General features: G+C 32.0%; 15 protein-coding genes. 8 read left to right on the top strand and 7 right to left on the bottom strand.

Going from position 1 to position 17,403, the window contains the following annotated elements:
• Positions 1–99: 99 nt before the first annotated feature.
• From dnaJ to BM072_RS08720, 4 genes are all read right to left on the bottom strand, one after another.
• Positions 100–1,224, bottom strand: a complete 1,125-nt coding sequence (gene dnaJ / locus BM072_RS08735; RefSeq protein ID WP_092908289.1) for a molecular chaperone DnaJ — start codon at positions 1,222–1,224, stop codon at positions 100–102.
• Positions 1,225–1,235: 11 nt separating this feature from the next.
• Positions 1,236–1,790: a nucleotide exchange factor GrpE gene (locus BM072_RS08730; protein WP_177190290.1), complete on the bottom strand. Its 555-nt coding sequence runs from the start codon at positions 1,788–1,790 to the stop codon at positions 1,236–1,238.
• A gap of 137 nt (positions 1,791–1,927) precedes the next feature.
• On the bottom strand, positions 1,928–4,366 hold the full coding sequence (locus BM072_RS08725) for a TonB-dependent receptor (RefSeq protein ID WP_092908287.1): 2,439 nt from the start codon (positions 4,364–4,366) through the stop codon (positions 1,928–1,930).
• On the bottom strand, positions 4,314–6,002 hold the full coding sequence (locus BM072_RS08720) for a M23 family metallopeptidase (protein WP_092908286.1): 1,689 nt from the start codon (positions 6,000–6,002) through the stop codon (positions 4,314–4,316). The genes BM072_RS08725 and BM072_RS08720 overlap by 53 nt, the downstream gene beginning before the upstream one ends.
• 240 nt (positions 6,003–6,242) lie before the next feature.
• Here BM072_RS08720 and BM072_RS08715 point away from each other — a divergent pair, with 240 nt between their 5' ends.
• The 7 genes from BM072_RS08715 to BM072_RS08685 all read left to right on the top strand — a co-directional run bounded on the left by BM072_RS08715 (position 6,243) and on the right by BM072_RS08685 (position 13,552).
• Positions 6,243–7,067: a hypothetical protein gene (locus BM072_RS08715; RefSeq protein WP_125112854.1), complete on the top strand. Its 825-nt coding sequence runs from the start codon at positions 6,243–6,245 to the stop codon at positions 7,065–7,067.
• A 121-nt stretch (positions 7,068–7,188) separates the two neighbouring features.
• On the top strand, positions 7,189–7,533 hold the full coding sequence (locus BM072_RS08710; protein ID WP_092908284.1) for a hypothetical protein: 345 nt from the start codon (positions 7,189–7,191) through the stop codon (positions 7,531–7,533).
• A gap of 9 nt (positions 7,534–7,542) precedes the next feature.
• Positions 7,543–7,833, top strand: coding sequence for a cell division protein ZapA (locus tag BM072_RS08705; protein ID WP_092908283.1), 291 nt, complete (start codon positions 7,543–7,545; stop codon positions 7,831–7,833).
• A 255-nt stretch (positions 7,834–8,088) separates the two neighbouring features.
• Positions 8,089–9,663 carry a ribonuclease Y gene (rny, locus tag BM072_RS08700; protein WP_177190289.1) on the top strand — a complete coding sequence of 525 codons (1,575 nt, stop codon included), beginning with the start codon at positions 8,089–8,091 and terminating at the stop codon, positions 9,661–9,663.
• Positions 9,664–10,042: 379 nt separating this feature from the next.
• Entirely contained in the window at positions 10,043–11,002 is a 960-nt protein-coding gene (locus BM072_RS08695; protein WP_092908282.1) for a ribonucleotide-diphosphate reductase subunit beta, read from the top strand.
• A gap of 68 nt (positions 11,003–11,070) precedes the next feature.
• On the top strand, positions 11,071–12,771 hold the full coding sequence (locus BM072_RS08690; protein WP_092908281.1) for a ribonucleoside-diphosphate reductase subunit alpha: 1,701 nt from the start codon (positions 11,071–11,073) through the stop codon (positions 12,769–12,771).
• A 79-nt stretch (positions 12,772–12,850) separates the two neighbouring features.
• The gene (locus tag BM072_RS08685; RefSeq protein WP_092908280.1) at positions 12,851–13,552 is read left to right on the top strand and encodes a hypothetical protein; all 702 of its coding nucleotides are present in this window, start codon (positions 12,851–12,853) and stop codon (positions 13,550–13,552) included.
• Positions 13,553–13,555: 3 nt separating this feature from the next.
• On the opposite strand, the gene BM072_RS08680 is transcribed toward BM072_RS08685, so the two are convergent.
• The 3 genes from BM072_RS08680 to BM072_RS08670 form a co-directional block, all read right to left on the bottom strand.
• Entirely contained in the window at positions 13,556–14,221 is a 666-nt protein-coding gene (locus BM072_RS08680; protein ID WP_092908279.1) for a DUF2490 domain-containing protein, read from the bottom strand.
• A gap of 73 nt (positions 14,222–14,294) precedes the next feature.
• Positions 14,295–15,326, bottom strand: a complete 1,032-nt coding sequence (locus BM072_RS08675; protein WP_092908278.1) for an LLM class flavin-dependent oxidoreductase — start codon at positions 15,324–15,326, stop codon at positions 14,295–14,297.
• A gap of 131 nt (positions 15,327–15,457) precedes the next feature.
• Positions 15,458–16,039, bottom strand: coding sequence for a MiaE family protein (locus tag BM072_RS08670; protein WP_092908277.1), 582 nt, complete (start codon positions 16,037–16,039; stop codon positions 15,458–15,460).
• A 118-nt stretch (positions 16,040–16,157) separates the two neighbouring features.
• Here BM072_RS08670 and BM072_RS08665 point away from each other — a divergent pair, with 118 nt between their 5' ends.
• A complete protein-coding gene (locus BM072_RS08665; RefSeq protein ID WP_092908276.1) occupies positions 16,158–17,399 on the top strand; it encodes a glycosyltransferase in 1,242 nt (413 codons plus the stop codon).
• Positions 17,400–17,403: the final 4 nt, after the last annotated feature.

Genomic DNA, 17,403 nt, shown 5'->3' with positions numbered 1-17,403 from the left:
ATACAAATTTGTCGAATTAAGAACTTAATCGTTATCTATATAATAAAAAAAGCACCCAAACAATGTCCGGATGCTTTATAAAAGTTTCAGATTTATTAATTACTGAAACATATCTTTTACACGTTCAAAAAACGATTTTTCATTTTTAGACGGTTCAGGAGAAAAATGTTCATCATCTCTCATTTTCTCAAAGAAACTTTCTTGTTCTTTTGATAAATGAGTAGGTGTCCAAATGTTAACATGAACAAATAAATCACCTTTTCCGTATCCATTTAAATCTGGTAAACCTTGACCTTTTAAACGCAATACTTTTCCTGATTGAGTTCCTTTGTCAACTTTAATTTTTACTTTTCCGTTAACAGTCGGAATTTCTTTTGATGATCCTAAGATTGCATCCGGAACAGAAACATATAAATCATAATGTAAATTGTTTCCATCACGTTTTAAAGACTCGTGTTCTTCTTCTTCAATCACAACTAATAAGTCGCCAGGAATACCATCAAAAGGCGCGTCATTACCTTTTCCGCGAACTTGTAATTGTATACCTTCTCTTGCGCCAGCAGGAATTTTAATCTCAATTGTTTCTTCAGTTTTGATTAATCCTTGGTTATTTGCGCCAGCAGGAATTTTATCTGCAACACGTCCAATACCTTGACAAGTAGAACATGTTGTTGCCGTTTGCATTTGCCCTAAAAATGTGTTTGTAACACGAACTTGTTGTCCAGAACCATTACAGCTAGGACATGTTTTAGAGGTTACGCCATCGGCTTGTTTAAAACGTTTAACTTTTACTTTTTTCTCGCAACCGTTAACCATTTCTTCTAAGTTCAATCGTACGCGAATACGTAAATCAGAACCTTTTAATCGGCGAGGACCACGAGATTGACCTCCGAATCCACCACCAAATCCGCCTCCGCCAAAAATGTCACCGAAATGAGAGAAGATATCTTCCATATTCATTCCGCCTCCAGCACCTCCGCCAAAGCCTCCAGCACCACTCATACCTGCATGACCATATTGGTCATAACGAGCACGTTTGTTGTCATCGCTTAAAACTTCGTATGCTTCTGCAGCATCTTTAAATTTTTCTTCTGCCTCTTTGTCACCTGGATTTTTGTCAGGGTGATATTTTATGGCTTTTTTACGGTACGCTTTCTTTATTTGTTCGGGTGCTGCTGATTTTTCAACACCTAATATTTCGTAGTAATCTCTTTTTGTCGACATTTCTAATATAATTACATTCCAACCACTACTTTAGCGTAGCGAATTACAACATCGTTTAATAAATAACCAGTTTCTACAACATCTACAACTTTTCCTTTTAAATCCTCTGTAGGAGCAGGAATTTGAGTAATAGCTTCGTGTAAATCAGTATTAAAATCATCACCTGCTTTAACTTCGATTACATTTAAGCCTTTTGTGCGTAAAGTTTCGTTTAATTTATTGTAGATTAATTCTACACCTTGTTGTAAACCGTTGTCGTCAGATTTTTCAATTTGAACCATTGCACGCTGAAAATCATCTAAAACAGGTAATAAAGCTGTTACAACTTCTTTGTTTGCTGTTTTGAAAAAATCGATTCTTTCGCGAGAAGTTCTTTTCTTGAAATTATCAAACTCTGCAAATAATCTTAAATACTGATCTTTCTCTTTTGCTAATTGCTCTTTTACAATTTCTAATTCAGTTTTACCAGAAGTCTCATTTTGTTCTGTTTGATTTTCTGTTTCCTGAACTTGATCTTCAGAAAGATGCTCATTCATTAATTCTTCATTTATATTTTGATCAGACATAATCTTATTTTTTTTCGTTTTGAATAAATCAAATAGTTTGCCAATGCGCATTGAGTGTCGTTTTGTCAGATTTTACAATAAAAAAGAAGCACTTCTGTCGTAAGAAGTGCTTGGTAAATTTATATGATTTTTTTTGATTAAAATTTAAAATTGACTTTCGCATTAAGAAAACGTCCTGTCAAATAATTTGGCATTGTGTACACATTTCGTGTGTTAACATCTGTAATCCAAGAATTACTGATTTCATTTTTGATGTCAAAAACATTAAAAACATCTACACCAATCGAAACTTCTTTAAAATTACTAAAGAATGAACTTTTTGATGGTTTTAATTCTTTCTGATTCACCAATTCTTTTACAAAACCAATGTCTACACGTTTATAATCCGTTAAAGTTGTTTGATAAGCGTAAGGATCTGCAAATTGCGGCGCTCCGTTTGGTAAACCAGATGCATAAATTAAGTTAACATTAACCTTGAATGATGGTAAAAACTCCATATAATCTTGGAAAAATGCAGAGATTTTGAATCGTGGGTCAGTTGGTAAAGGAATATTTCCTTTGTCATCAATATTTTGATATGCACGTGCATAAGACGCCGAAAACCACGAATCTATTCCAGGAACAAATTGTCCAAACAAACGCATATCAAGTCCGTAAGCATAACCTTTTGAATTATTGTCAGCCGTATAACGAATACGAACATTATCTACGTAATAAGGGTTTAAATCGTTTAAGATTTTGTAATACAATTCAGTTGTTAATTTAAACGGACGATCCATCCATTTAAATTCATAATCATTTCCGAAAATGAAATGAATAGATTGTTGCGATTTTACTTGATCATTTAACGAACCATCTAAACGACGAATTTCACGATAAAATGGCGGTTGATAGTATAAACCTGTCGAAAAACGAAATAACATATCACTTTCCCAATCAGGTTTTATCGCAATTTGCGCACGTGGCGAAATTGTTGTTTCGTCATTAAAATCCCAATAAGCAGCGCGAACACCAGCGTTAAACATCACTTTCGCATCATTCCACATAAATTTGCTTGTGTATTGCGCGTAACCTGAAACACGATTTGTCTTTAAATTATTTTTAGAATTAACGTAATAATTTAAATGTAAACCTTGCGAAGGATTTGGATTGATAACATATCCAGTCGAATCTATCGCTTGCCATTCGCCCAATAAATCGCGAATATCTTCTTGTTGATATTTAAATCCCCATTCGACACTATTATTTGTATTGATTTTGAATTTTCCTTTGTGTTGTACACCAACCACCAAAGCGTCAAAATTATTACGTGCATGGTCTATTTGCGAACCAACATCGTTTGTTGAGGTTGCATTACCATCTTGGTCAACTTCTGAAATAAAATATGAACCCTGAATGTCAAAATATTCGCGTTCTTTAGAATGATATGCAAAAACATCTAAACCTAAATCTAAACTAGAATTTGGTTGAAATGTAAACGATAAACTTCCCGTTTCTGTAGCAAATTTATCATCTTCTTTACCATTGTAAAAAACGGTTAATAACAACGGATTATCAATTGCATTGATGTAAGTATCACGTTTAAAAGGAACCATTTCGTAGCGCGAACGCGACATTGTTCCTAAAAACGAAACATTCCATTTATCATTTATTTTATAATTGATATTGGTTTGTACATCGTAATATTGTGGATTGAAATTGGTATCGCCTTTTAGTGTATTTAAAACTAAATTTCTGTTTTGATAACGTGCACCAACAATTGCCGACAATTTTTTGTTTTTAGAAGCGCCTCCAAGTGTTAAACTTCCGCCCATTAAACTTGCTTCTAATTGACCTTCAAATTTCTTTGGACGTTTATAAGTAACATCTAAAACAGAAGACATTTTGTCGCCATATTTTGCTTCCCAACCACCAGCAGAAAAATTAATAAACTCTGTCATAGCCGGATTTACAAAACCTAAACCTTCTTGTTCGCCCGAGCGAATTAATTGTGGTTTGTAAACTTCTATTCCATTTACGTAAATCAAATTTTCGTCGTAATTACCACCACGAACCATATATTGCGAACTTAATTCGGTATTCGAATTTACGAAAGGCAATGTTTTCAATAAATCTGCAACTCCGCCCGTTAAACTTGGTCCTTGTTGCATTTGCGCAGCGCTTAAAGTTGTGCTTTGCAAAGGTTTATTTTTATTGGATTGAAATGTAATTGTCGTTTCTTCTAATTGAATTGCATTGGATTTATCTGGAACCAATTGAACAAAAATCTCTTTCTTATTTTTATCTTTTAAATTTAAAGTTTGCGCAAAAGATGAATAACCATTTGTGTTGAATGTGATGGTTACAGATTGATTTGACGGGATTTCTATTTTAAAATTTCCGTTTTGATCCGTATAATAAGATTTATCATTCAATATAACTTCAGCTTCGCTGATCGGGATTCTATTTTCGTCGACAACTTTTCCGGTAACTTGTGCCGTCTGTGCAAATAAAAGTCCGCCCAATAAAGATAAACTTATTGTGCTAAGAAATCTTTTTGAATGACGTAGAGTAGGTTGCTGTGTTGTTTTTTTCATCTTTCACGTTTAGTTCTAATTGATGGTCGCCAACCGAAATGTTTTCTTTTGTTAGATTAATTGTTAATCGTTTTATTTTTTGATCATATTCGGCTAAAACCCATTTACCATCTATAAAGGCTTTATAGTCTTTAATTCCTGAATGTTCGTCATTTATCGTAAAACGAATAATTGTATTTGCTTGCGAAAACTGACTATTTTCTTTGATGTTTAACGGAGTAATTGTTGGTTTAGTATTATCAAGCATGATAGAAAATACACCAAAATCTTTTACATCCGCAACAAGCTTCCCATTTTTCAATGTTGTTGTTTCGTAACTTTTTTTCCAAACGCCTCTTTTTTGATATTCTCTAACAATCACAGCTTTGTCTAACTGCGCTGTCGGAATATCTTTTGGATCTATTGCGATGATATAATTTTGATGAACGGGGAAATTTGCATCTCCAACCCAATGTTTATTATTTGAGAATTTATAACCTAAATCAAAATCTTCATAAAAAATACTTTTCGGAAAAAATAGTTCGATTCCATCTGCTTTAAAATGATTTTCTTTATTCCAAGCAATCGGATTAATTTCGGGCATTTTAGCTGAATCAACAAAAGCTTTTCCGTTAACTGTAAATTGCGAAGTAGACGCATTTCCTGCATAATCTTTTACTTCAATTTTTACTTTATATGTTTCGCCGTCAACAACGTCTAAAATTCCATTATTCTTTAAATTTGAGAACAATCTAAGCGGATTTCCATCTTTCACAAAACCTTGATAAACCCAACTATTATTACGTTGTATATCGCCATAATCGCAAACACTATTTATGGCTCTTGCTTCGTCAAAAGAAAAACGATTCGCCGTAAATGTATAAATTGGTTCGTCGTTTACAGTAATATTAATTTGATGGATACCATTGTTGTTTTCTGATCCATTTTGCTTGTCATAAGCTTTTACGCCAAAACCAATTTTACCAGAAGCAGAAATTATTCCTCCATTTGCAACCACTACGCGACTTGTTTTTTGATTAACATCTCCAAGAATTGGATATGCGTATAAACCAGAAATAGATGGTTTTCTTGAATCAGGTAAATCAAATCCGAAGTAAAATGGATTGATTGGTTCTTCCGATTTTGTGTCACGAATTTCAAAATGTAAATGTGGCCCGCCTGAACCGCCAGAATTTCCGGAAAGAGCAATCAAATCGCCCAATTTTATAGGTAGTTCATTTGGTTTTGGATGCAATTCTATTTTAAAAGTCTCATTTGCATATTGTTGTTTACGCACATATTCTTGCAATTCTGGCGTAAATTCTCTCAAATGCGCATAAACAGACGTGTATCCATTCGGATGATCGATGTATAAGGCATTTCCGTAGCCAGTTGGCGAAATATTAATGCGCGAAATGTAGCCATCGCCAACGGCTTTTACTTTTAAACCTTCACGTTGTTGTGTTTTTATATCTAAACCAGCATGAAAATGATTGGCGCGTAATTCGCCAAAGTTTCCTGCCAAATAATTAGCAATTTCTAAAGGATTTTGAAAAACATTTTTTGGATAAGTTTCAGGTTTTGGTTGTTCAGCACGTTGTCCAAAAACAACAGTGCTTAATAATAGGTTTAGGATAATTGGTTTTATCAGTTTCATCTTCTTTTTCTAAAATAAATTAACAATTCAGCTAAAAATAAAATAAATCTTTTACAAACTTCCTTAAACTTTTGAATATCTGAAAATAATTTCAGTATAATTCTTTGTAAAATAGAATTAATTAATTGATTTTAAATTGATTGTATTTGTAAAATAAATAACAAGAAAAAGTGAAGAGTTTGTCTAAACCTTTTGAAAGTTGAGCGACTAATTTTAACTCAAACTTTAAAAACAAAGAAAATGAAAAAAGTAATCTTCTCAATTCTAATTATTGCATCAATAGTTGGTTGTAAAAAATACGAAGGAAACGAAAGTGCTGCCCAAATGGAAAATAAAGCGGCTACAGATATAGAAATTTCTAATGCTGCGAATCCTAAAGTGGAAGGAAAGGTTTTTAAATCGAATGCTTTAATTGAAATGAAAGTGGCTGATGTGATGAAAAATGCACAAGAAATAGAACAAAATGCAATTGATTTGAAGGGTTTTGTATTGAATAGCGAATTAAATAATCAAACTTTAGATTCGGATCAAGTTGATATTTCTGCGGAGCAAATAAAAAAGATGGAGAAAATTCAGCAAACAAATTTTATTGAGCTTAAAGTTCCTGCCAATCAATTGCGCGAGCATGTCAAATTTGCATTGGGAAAAGGTATTATAATCGATCATATTTTAATTAATAACGAAGAAATGACATTTGAGAAGTATGAAAATGAGCTTAAAAATGAACAAAATCAATCCGTAAAAATATCAAAACAAATAGAGAATAAAGTAAATAAAGCATTGATAAATGATGGAATTAATTATGCAACAATTGATTATAAATTGTCTGAAGAACCACATGTTGTATCGACAATTTTACCACAATCAGAAATCAAGGTTTATAGAGAAATCAATTTAGTATATGAGTTAAGACAAAGTTGGCAAGATGGTGTTTATTATTTTAAATCGTTTATCATTCTTATTTTTAAATTTCTGCCAACAATTCTTTCGGTATTATTTTTGTATTTTGTGATAAAGTATGTGTTGAGACGTTTTAAAAACCGAGAAATTAAAACGAAATCTTAACTAAAAGTCTATTTGTCAAAAGAATAAGAAAAAACTGACAAAATTTAGGTTTTTGTATTGATTACATGTAAAAAAATACTATTTTTGCAATAGAAGCTAGAATAATTGAAATTCTCTGGAGATGGAAAAAATGGTGAAATTTAAAGAACTTGAAGACAAAGTTTTAAGCGTTTTAAGCCAGTTAGAGAATAATAACGATATATTGAAACGGGCGAATAATTCGGAAAAAGAATTTGAATCTTTTCAAAAAGAATTGAATTCTCTGAAGGAAGAAAACGCTAGGTTAAAAAATAAATTGAGAGATTCGCAGGCGAATAACTTAAATTTGAATGAAGAGGTAAAGCGATTAAAAGTCGTAAATGCCATGAGCGGAAATCAGGAGTATAAACAAATGATGAAGCAACGAATGAATAAATTGATAAAAGAAGTGGATTCTTGCATCGCTCAAATTAAAACTAATAATTAATAAAAAAGAATGTCAACTCAACGAATTGAGATAAAAATTGCTTCACGTCATTATCCAATGACGGTAAATTCTGATGAAGAAGAAATGGTGATTGCATGCGCAGAAGAAATTAACCATATTTTGAAACAATTTGAACAAAAATACGCTGTATCTGACAAACAAGACGCACTTGCAATGGTAACCATACAATTGGCTATACGCGAAGCAAAATTGAAAAAGCAAGTAAAAGATAATGAAGAAATGACAACAGAACGCATTTCTAAATTATTGGAATTGATTGATCAATCAATCACAAAATAAATACGAGAAGTTCTTACAGTTGCAAAACTGTACAATTAACAATATTCCTACATTAGTTCTAGCTATTTTGGTTAACTCAACATTTAATTTTGTTACCGAGTGAACACCGTTCGAAAAGCGGGCCGCAACCTTTGGGTTCAATTTATTGACAGCGGATACTTGACTGACGGACTAACTCAAATCCTGTTTTCAGGAGTTAACTCAAAACATACTTTACTAGTGTAGGATTTTTTATATATAAACATTACATAATCTATGGACACAATGACAACAATAATTATTGCTATTGTTACATTAATCGTAGGAGCTGTAGTTGGGTATTTTTTATCAAAAAAGTCGGTAGACAAACAAAACCAAGATCTAATTGATGAAGCAACTCGCAAAGCTCAAACACTGATTAATGATGCTGAAAAAGATGGTGAAACCATTAAAAAAGAAAAAATATTTCAAGCGAAAGAAAAATTTTTAGAGTTAAAATCTAAACACGAAGAAGTCGTAAACCAACGCGAACGAAAAGTAGCAGACTCTGAACTAAAAGTAAAAGAACGCGAAGAACGTATAAAAACGGACTTATCAGAAATTCAGAAACAAAAAGATCAGATTAAATCTGAGAAAGGAAATATTCAATCTCGTACAGAAAAGCTTAATACAAAGCAAAAAGAAGTAGATACAATGCACAAAAAACAAGTAGAAATACTTGAAAAAATTGCAAATTATTCTGCTGAAGAAGCACGTACAGAATTGATTGAAGTTTTAAAAGACGAAGCAAAAACAAAAGCTCAAGCTCATATCCAAGAAATTATGGAAGAAGCTGAGTTAGATGCTAAAAATGAAGCACGTAAAATTGTAATTTCGTCTATACAACGTATCGGAACTGAACAAGCGATAGAAAATGCAGTTTCTGTATTTAATATTGAGTCGGATGAAATAAAAGGTCGAATTATTGGTCGTGAAGGTCGTAACATTCGTGCAATAGAAGCTGCAACAGGTGTTGAGGTTATTGTGGATGATACGCCAGAAGCAATTATACTTTCTTGTTTTGATCCAGTAAGACGCGAAATTGCTCGTTTATCATTACACCGTTTGGTAACTGATGGCCGTATACATCCTGCTCGTATTGAGGAAGTTGTTGCGAAAACGACAAAACAAATTGAAGACGAAATTATAGAGATTGGTAAGAAAACTATCCTTGATTTAGGAATTCATGGTTTACACAAAGACTTAGTAAGAATTGTAGGACGCATGAAATATCGTTCTTCTTATGGTCAAAATTTATTACAACACTCTCGTGAAGTTGCAAACTTAGCAGGAACTTTAGCAGCGGAATTAGGATTAAACCCAAAATTAGCTAAACGTGCAGGTTTATTACACGATATTGGTAAAGTACCAGAACAAGAATCAGAATTACCTCACGCAATTTTAGGAATGCAGTGGGCAGAAAAATACGGAGAACACCCAGATGTAATTAATGCAATTGGAGCTCACCATGATGAAATTGAGATGACATCTTTATTATCTCCAATTATCCAAGTTGCAGATGCAATTTCTGGAGCTCGTCCAGGTGCAAGACGCCAAGTTGTAGAATCGTACATGCAACGTTTGAAAGATTTAGAAGCTACAGCACTTAATTTTGATGGTGTAGAAAAAGCATACGCAATTCAGGCAGGTCGTGAGCTACGTGTGATTGTAGAAAGTGATAAAGTAGACGATGCAAAAGCTGCTGAATTATCTTTCTTAATTTCTGATAAAATTCAAAACGAAATGACTTATCCAGGTCAGGTTCGTGTAACAGTAATTCGTGAGACGAGAGCTGTTAATATAGCGAGATAATCAAAAATTTTTATAAGAATTGGTAGGCAAGTTTTACATAAAACTTGCCTATTTTTTTGTTATTTACAGAAAAATAATCTGAATTATTTTTTGAAGTTTCAAAATTATACTTAACTTATAACAAGAAATTAATTAAAATTAAATCACTGTAAAACAATTAATTAACAACTTGTTGATAACCTTTTATTTTTTTAGGATTGATAAATTTTTAATTGTAAAATCTTGTATTAATTTTGAAAGAACCGATGAGTAAATAAAGCGAAATTGTAAGTCTATTGAGGTTCAATATTTAAAAAAATTACAACTGCTTAAATTAATTTTAAAAGCACCATTAATTCGCATTTACTAAAATTTATTAATCTAAAAAGCCCGAATAACTATGTCAATTTTTGATAAAAGAGTCAATTATAAACCTTTTGAATATCCTGAAATTTTAACATTTACAGAAGCAATTCAGAAAGCATATTGGGTACACGGCGAAGTAGATTTTACTTCGGATATCCAAGATTATCATGCGAATTTAGATGATGTAAAACGCGAAATACACAAACGTTCTATCTTATCAATTGCACAAGTTGAAGTTACTGTAAAAGGATTTTGGGGAGATTTATACCACTATTTTCCAAAACCAGAGTTAAACGGATTAGGTGTTACTTTTGCAGAATGCGAGTTTAGACACAGCGAAGCTTACTCAAGAATATTAGAAGTGAATGGTTATTTGGACGAATTTAGCGTTGCGTTAGATAATCCAATTTTCAAAAGCTACAATACTTTTGTGAGTGAAATTATGCGCGATGAAAATAAATCTATTGTCGAAAAATTATTATTCTTTGCATTAGTAATCGAAGACAGTTCTTTGTTCTCAAAATTTGCGAATATCTTAGCGTTTACACGTTTTGATGGATTAATGAAAAACACGGCAAATATTATTGCTTGGACATCTACAGACGAGCAAATACACGCAAATGCAGGTATTTACTTGATTAATAAAATAAAAGAAGAAGGCCTTTTACCGGTAGAATTAGACCAAAATTGGGTTGAGAATGCAGTTAATGGATACATAGCGCAAGAAGCAAATATGTTGGACTGGATTTTTGAGAAAGGAGAGTTTGAGTATTATTCTAAAGCAGATTTATTAAACTACATGAAATACCGTATTGACGAAGCAATTTCTAAAATTGGATACAAAAAAATATTTCATATTTCTCCAGAACAATTTAAGCCAATGGCTTGGTTTGAGGAAGAAGTTTTTGCAAGTAGTTTAGATGATTTCTTTGCAAAACGTCCTGTAGATTACACAAAACATGATAAAAGTATTTCGGCTGACGATTTATTCTAAAGCATAAAATTTTTTATCAAAAACACAAAACTATTATTAAAATATCACATCAATAAAATTCTAAAACTATGGATAATCCAATTTCACACGAAGAAACTCAGAATACATTTTTTGACGGCGAAACACCTAAATTATGGTGGAAAAATTCAGAATCAGAGCAAATTTTGAACAGAGGTTATTTGTTGAAAGGAGAAACAGTAGAAGGAGCAATTGATCGTATAACAGCTGCGGCTGCAAAACGTCTGTATAAACCAGAATTGCAAGAATCATTTAAAGAAATGATTGAGCGTGGTTGGATGAGTTTATCTTCGCCAATTTGGTCAAATATGGGAACAGAAAGAGGTTTACCAATTTCATGTTTCAATGTTCATATTCCGGATAGTATCGAAGGAATTACGCATAAATTAGGAGAAGTAATTATGCAAACTAAAATCGGAGGTGGAACTTCTGGTTATTTTGGTGAGTTACGCGAACGTGGTGCAACAATTACGGATAATGGTAAAAGTAGTGGTGCGGTTTCGTTTATGGAATTATTTAATTCTGCGATGAATGTTGTTTCGCAAGGATCTACTCGTCGTGGCGCTTTTGCGGCATATTTAGACATCGATCATCCAGATATTGAAGAATTTTTAAAGATTAAATCAATCGGTAGTTCTATCCAAAATTTATTTTATGGCGTTTGTGTGCCAGATTATTGGATGCAAGAAATGATTGATGGTGATGCAGATAAACGTCAAGTTTGGGCAAAAGTTTTAGAATCTCGTCAAGAAAAAGGTTTACCATATATTTTCTTTTCAGATAATGTCAATAAAAATAAACCGCAAGTTTATAAAGATTTAGGAATGCGTATTAATGCATCTAATCTTTGTTCGGAAATTATGTTACCATCTAACGAAGACGAATCATTTATTTGTTGTTTATCTTCTATGAACTTAGAGTTATACGAAGAATGGAAAGATACAGAAGCAGTTAAATTAGCTATTTTCTTTTTAGATGCAGTTTTACAAGAATTTATAGAAAAAACAGAAGGAAATCATTATTTAGCATCAGCTAATCGTTTTGCAAAACGTCACCGTGCATTAGGATTGGGCGTGTTAGGATGGCATTCTTATTTACAACGGAACATGATTCCATTTGAAGGAATGGAGGCAAAATTACGCACAACAGAAATTTTTAAACATATACAATCTAAAGCAGATAGAGCAACAGAAGAATTGGCGCGTATTTACGGTGAACCAGACGTTTTAAAAGGTTATGGACGACGTAATACAACAACGTTAGCAATTGCACCAACAACTTCTTCTTCTGCAATTTTAGGACAAACTTCTCCAGGAATTGAGCCGTTTGCATCTAATTATTATAAAGCAGGATTATCGAAAGGTAATTTTATGCGTAAAAATAAATACCTAACAAAATTATTGCAAGAAAAAGGAATTGATAACGAGGATGTTTGGCGCGGAATTATGTTGAATGGAGGTTCTGTGCAACATGTTGCCGAATTGACGCAAGAAGAAAAAGATGTTTTCAAAACATTTAAAGAAATTTCTCAATTAGAAATTGTTCAACAAGCTGCGATTCGTCAAAAATATGTAGATCAATCACAATCTTTAAACTTAAATATTCCGGCAGAATTACCTGTTAAAGAAGTTAACCGTTTGATGATAGAAGCGTGGCAATTAGGTGTTAAAACATTATATTACCAACGTTCGCAATCAGTTTCAAAAGAATTAGTTGCTAATTTAGTTTCTTGTTCTTCTTGTGAATCTTAAGTAGAAAAAAATAATATAAAATTCAAAAATCCACTCAATTGAGTGGATTTTTGAATTTTATTAATATAAAGTGTTTAGTATGATCGAACAAGATTTAAATCAATTAAAGTCACTCAAAAAAATGGCTTTGTTAGTTAATGTCTTAGGATGTATATTGGGATTGACAACATTTTTATCTCCATATTTTAAAGAGGTTCTAATTTATATCTCTTTTATTTATCCAGTTTTTTGTATATTTTTAGTTAGATACAATAGAGGTCTTATTTCGTTAGAACCAGAAATAAGAAAAAATCTTCCGACTATTTCAATTGGTTTTATGTTCAGTTGTTTTGGAATAATAGGTATAAATTTTATTGATTATAATGTAATAGATTATAAAAATGTTTGGCTTCCTTCAATTGTTATTGCAATATTAATTCTAACAATCTACTATTTTAATAATTTTATTGAATTGATTTCTAAAAAAGAAAGTTTAATTTATAATCTTTTTATTATACTATTAATTGAAGCATTTTGCTTTTCTTCAGTCATTTTAATAAATTGTATGTATGATAAATCTTCTGCTCAAATTTATGAAACTACAATTTTAAGAAAAATTGAGAAGAAAAGAAAAGGAGGATCAAGTTATTATTTAGTTCTTGAAGATTGGAACAATAAATTTAGAGAAAAAAAGATAAAAGTAGATTACAAAAAATATTATTCAAGTTTTAAAAGAGAAAAGCTAAAAGTAGCAGAAAATCGAGGAAAATTTGATATTCCTTGGTATTATTTTATACATTAATATTTATAATAAATTATTAATCGTCAAACTAATCATCAATTGATTTGTATGCGATTTTTTCTGACTTTGTAGCATATAACCAGTTTCTAAACTAAATTTTGGAGAAATTACGTAACCTAAACTCAAACCTAATCTATTTCTATCAAATGTTTTATTGTTTACAGCTTGCAAAAATAATTCGTCATAAGCCTTTAAAAAGAACGTGTTGTCAATTAATTTAGTGTTGTTTAAAGGAACAATTGCGGTTAGTTGATATCGAAATCTAACTTGTGTATCATGTTGTAAAAAGCGTTCTTCAACACGTAAACGATGCGCTAAATTAACACGATCAATCGTATGTTTTGTATTAAATTGTTGATACAAACGATGTTCATGACTGTGAGAATAATCGTCATCTAAAGTAGGTGTTCTGTTCTGAATATAAGCATATCCAGCCAAAATAGTATTGTTATTTTCGGTTAAATTATAACCAATTCCAGCGCGTACGATAAATTGTTGCATTTGATCTAAATCTTCGTAAGCACGGTATTGTATATCCGATTGAAATGACCAATCCTTATCAATTTTTTGATTGATATTTACAATTCCCCACGTTCTGAAATCACTTTCTTGAGCAGTAGCAATTACGGCATTTCCTAAAATTAGTATGGCAGTTAAAAAAATCTTCATCTTAAATATTTTGCAAACTACGAAAATAACAAAAGACACCGTTTATTTCGGTGTCTTTTATCATTTAATCAGATTATTTTAAAGCAATTTTAACTTTTGGTGCAATATCTTTTCCATAAACTTCAATCGATTTCATCATATCCAAATGATTTGGAGCGCCAACATCCATGTGGGCAGAAAAACGCGTTAAACCAAATAAGTCATGCATTTTCAATATTTTATCAACCGCCAAATTTACATCACCAACAAGTAAATGTCCGTCATTAGATCGTCCATAATCAAACTGCGGTTTTGTATATTTTGGCCAACCTCTACTTGCACCAATTCTGTTCATTTGGGCAGAGTATGTTGGGAAATAATGCTCAGCAACTTGTTCGGTTTCATCTCCAAAAAAGGAATGCATGTGTACGCCAATTTGCATTTTTTCAGGATCGTGACCATTTTCATTATAAATCATTTTATATAATTCGAAAAGTGGACCAAAATTGGCAGGATTTCCTCCAATAATAGCAAACATAATTGGTAAACCTAATGTTGCCGCTCTTACAACCGAAGATTTTGTGCCACCAACAGCAATCCAAATTGGAATTTGATTTTGAACGGGGCGCGGATAAACGGTTTGATTAACAATTGGCGCACGAAAACGTCCTTGCCAATTAATGATTTCGTTGGTGTTTAAATTCAAAAGTAAATCAAGTTTTTCGGCAAATAAGTTTTCATAATCATTTAAATCATGACCAAAAAGAGGAAATGATTCGATAAAAGAACCGCGACCAGCCATCAACTCAACACGTCCATTTGATAAATTATCGACAGTCGAAAAATCTTGGTACAATTTGACAGGATCCGAAGAACTAATAACCGAAACTGCACTTCCTAACTTAATATTTTTGGTAACGGTAGACAAGGCAGCCAAAACAATTTCGGGCGAAGAAACGGCATAATCTTGACGATGATGCTCGCCAATTCCAAAGAAATCAAGCCCAAGTTCATCCATTAATTTTACTTCCTCTATAATTTCCGCCATGCGTTGTTGTGGCGTTTGTATATAACCAGTTTTCTCGTTGATGTGAACATCTCCAAACATTCCAATTCCTAATTCCATAATACGATTGATTTATTCAAAATTACGAATCAAAATTAAGACTAAAATTGATGTAGGATAAAATATGAAGCAAAAAAAGTTCAGTGAAATTTCACTGAACTTTTGCTTTTATACTAATCGGATTTTTAAAATTATCCGTGAATTGCTTCTTTATTTCCGTAAGATTGGATTAATTGTCCTTCGAAATCTAACCATTCTTTCCAACGTTTATCTACATCAACATCTGTAGAAAGTTGTCGTGCAAAATTTAAGAAAGTCGTGTAATGATTGGCTTCAGAAACCATTAATTCGTGGTAAAATTTTGCTAATTCTTCGTCGTCAATATTCTGAGATAAAACTCTAAAACGCTCACAACTTCTTGCTTCAATCATCGCTGCAAATAACAAACGATCAACAAAAGCCATGTTACGAGAACCGTCTTTGCGACAAAATTTCATCAATTGTCCAACATAATCATCTTTGCGCTCTCTACCCAAAGTATAGCCGCGTTGTTGAATGATTTCGACAACCATTTTGAAATGTTGCATTTCCTCTATTGCAATATCAGACATTTCTTGAATAAAAGCGTCATGTTCAGAATTATACGCAATCATTGTAATTGCATTGGTCGCCGCTTTTTGCTCGCACCATGCATGATCCGTTAATATTTCCTCTAAATTTCGTTCCGCAATATCCGCCCAACGTGGGTCTGTTAATAATTTTAATCCAAGCATTTTCTAGAATTCTAAAGCGCAAAAATACGAATAATAATTAGGATTAAAGAATGATCAATTTTTTAAACACTGAATTTGAATGATTAAATATTAGAATTAAAACGGTTATTTTTGCAAGATGAAAAAACTTTTAATCATCGGGCAAGTTTGGCCAGAACCAACTTCTTCTGCAGCTGGAACGCGAATGATTCAGTTAGTAGATTGTTTCTTAAAAGCTAATTTTGAGATTACATTTGCGTGCGCGGCTTCTAAATCTGATTTTAGTTTTGACTTAAAATCCAAAGCGGTAAATGAAGTTGAAATTAAATTGAATGATGAAAGTTTTAATGATTTTGTTCGTGATTTAAATCCTGAAATTGTTCTTTTTGATCGTTTTATGATTGAAGAACAATACAGTTGGCGCGTAACAAATGAATGTCCAAATGCAATGAAAATTTTGGATACAGAAGATTTACATTTCTTGAGAAATGCGCGTCAAAATGCATCAAAAAAAGGAATTGAATTTACGAATGATTTATTGTTTTCGGATTTAGCAAAACGTGAAATCGCGGCTATTTTACGTTGTGATTTATCATTAATAATTTCGAAACAAGAGATAGAGATTCTTCAAAATCAATTCAAAATAGATGAAAGTTTGTTGTATTATCTTCCGTTTTTAGAAGAATCTATCACTAAAGAAAAAGTAGATAATTGGGCAAATTTTGAATCTCGTGAGCATTTTATGTTTATTGGTAATTTTATTCACGAACCAAATTTTAATTGTGTTCAAACACTTAAAACTGAAATTTGGCCAATTCTAAAAAAGAAACTTCCGAAAGCAGAATTGCATATTTATGGCGCTTATCCAACTCAAAAAGTGATTCAATTGAATAATCCAAAAGAGCGTTTTTTTATAAAAGGTAGAGCAGATGACGCACAAAAAACAATGTCTAATTATAAAGTTTTATTAGCGCCAATACAATTTGGAGCTGGTGTAAAAGGTAAATTTGTAGACGCTATGCAAACTGGTACGCCAAACGTAACAACGTCTGTAGGAGCGGAAGCTATGCAAGAAAATTTGGATTGGAATGGTTTTATCGTAGACGATGTAGACGCTTTTGTAGACAAAGCAGTTGTGTTGTATACAAATGAAATTGAATGGAAAAAAGCACAACAAAATGGAATAAAATTGTTGAATGAAAATTATAATTCAGTGCTATTTGAAAATGACTTTTTAAATAAAATAGAACTGGTTTTTAAAGATTTAAACAATCATCGAAATCATAATTTTATCGGACAAATCTTACAACATCATAGCAATCAAAGTACAAAATATATGTCGCTTTGGATTGAGCAAAAAAATAAAAGCCTTCCAGTTTAGGAAG

This window comes from Algoriella xinjiangensis, assembly GCF_900115015.1.
Taxonomy (GTDB): domain Bacteria; phylum Bacteroidota; class Bacteroidia; order Flavobacteriales; family Weeksellaceae; genus Empedobacter; species Empedobacter xinjiangensis.
This window is presented reverse-complemented; position numbering and strand designations above follow the sequence as displayed.

Excerpts from the sequence above, each read along its gene's own strand:
- dnaJ (WP_092908289.1), bottom strand. The coding sequence starts at position 1,224 with ATGTCGACAAAAAGAGATTACTACGAAATATTAGGTGTTGAAAAATCA.
- BM072_RS08730 (WP_177190290.1), bottom strand. The coding sequence starts at position 1,790 with ATGTCTGATCAAAATATAAATGAAGAATTAATGAATGAGCATCTTTCT.
- BM072_RS08725 (WP_092908287.1), bottom strand. The coding sequence starts at position 4,366 with ATGAAAAAAACAACACAGCAACCTACTCTACGTCATTCAAAAAGATTT.
- BM072_RS08720 (WP_092908286.1), bottom strand. The coding sequence starts at position 6,002 with ATGAAACTGATAAAACCAATTATCCTAAACCTATTATTAAGCACTGTT.
- BM072_RS08715 (WP_125112854.1), top strand. The coding sequence starts at position 6,243 with ATGAAAAAAGTAATCTTCTCAATTCTAATTATTGCATCAATAGTTGGT.
- BM072_RS08710 (WP_092908284.1), top strand. The coding sequence starts at position 7,189 with ATGGAAAAAATGGTGAAATTTAAAGAACTTGAAGACAAAGTTTTAAGC.
- BM072_RS08705 (WP_092908283.1), top strand. The coding sequence starts at position 7,543 with ATGTCAACTCAACGAATTGAGATAAAAATTGCTTCACGTCATTATCCA.
- rny (WP_177190289.1), top strand. The coding sequence starts at position 8,089 with ATGGACACAATGACAACAATAATTATTGCTATTGTTACATTAATCGTA.
- BM072_RS08695 (WP_092908282.1), top strand. The coding sequence starts at position 10,043 with ATGTCAATTTTTGATAAAAGAGTCAATTATAAACCTTTTGAATATCCT.
- BM072_RS08690 (WP_092908281.1), top strand. The coding sequence starts at position 11,071 with ATGGATAATCCAATTTCACACGAAGAAACTCAGAATACATTTTTTGAC.
- BM072_RS08685 (WP_092908280.1), top strand. The coding sequence starts at position 12,851 with ATGATCGAACAAGATTTAAATCAATTAAAGTCACTCAAAAAAATGGCT.
- BM072_RS08680 (WP_092908279.1), bottom strand. The coding sequence starts at position 14,221 with ATGAAGATTTTTTTAACTGCCATACTAATTTTAGGAAATGCCGTAATT.
- BM072_RS08675 (WP_092908278.1), bottom strand. The coding sequence starts at position 15,326 with ATGGAATTAGGAATTGGAATGTTTGGAGATGTTCACATCAACGAGAAA.
- BM072_RS08670 (WP_092908277.1), bottom strand. The coding sequence starts at position 16,039 with ATGCTTGGATTAAAATTATTAACAGACCCACGTTGGGCGGATATTGCG.
- BM072_RS08665 (WP_092908276.1), top strand. The coding sequence starts at position 16,158 with ATGAAAAAACTTTTAATCATCGGGCAAGTTTGGCCAGAACCAACTTCT.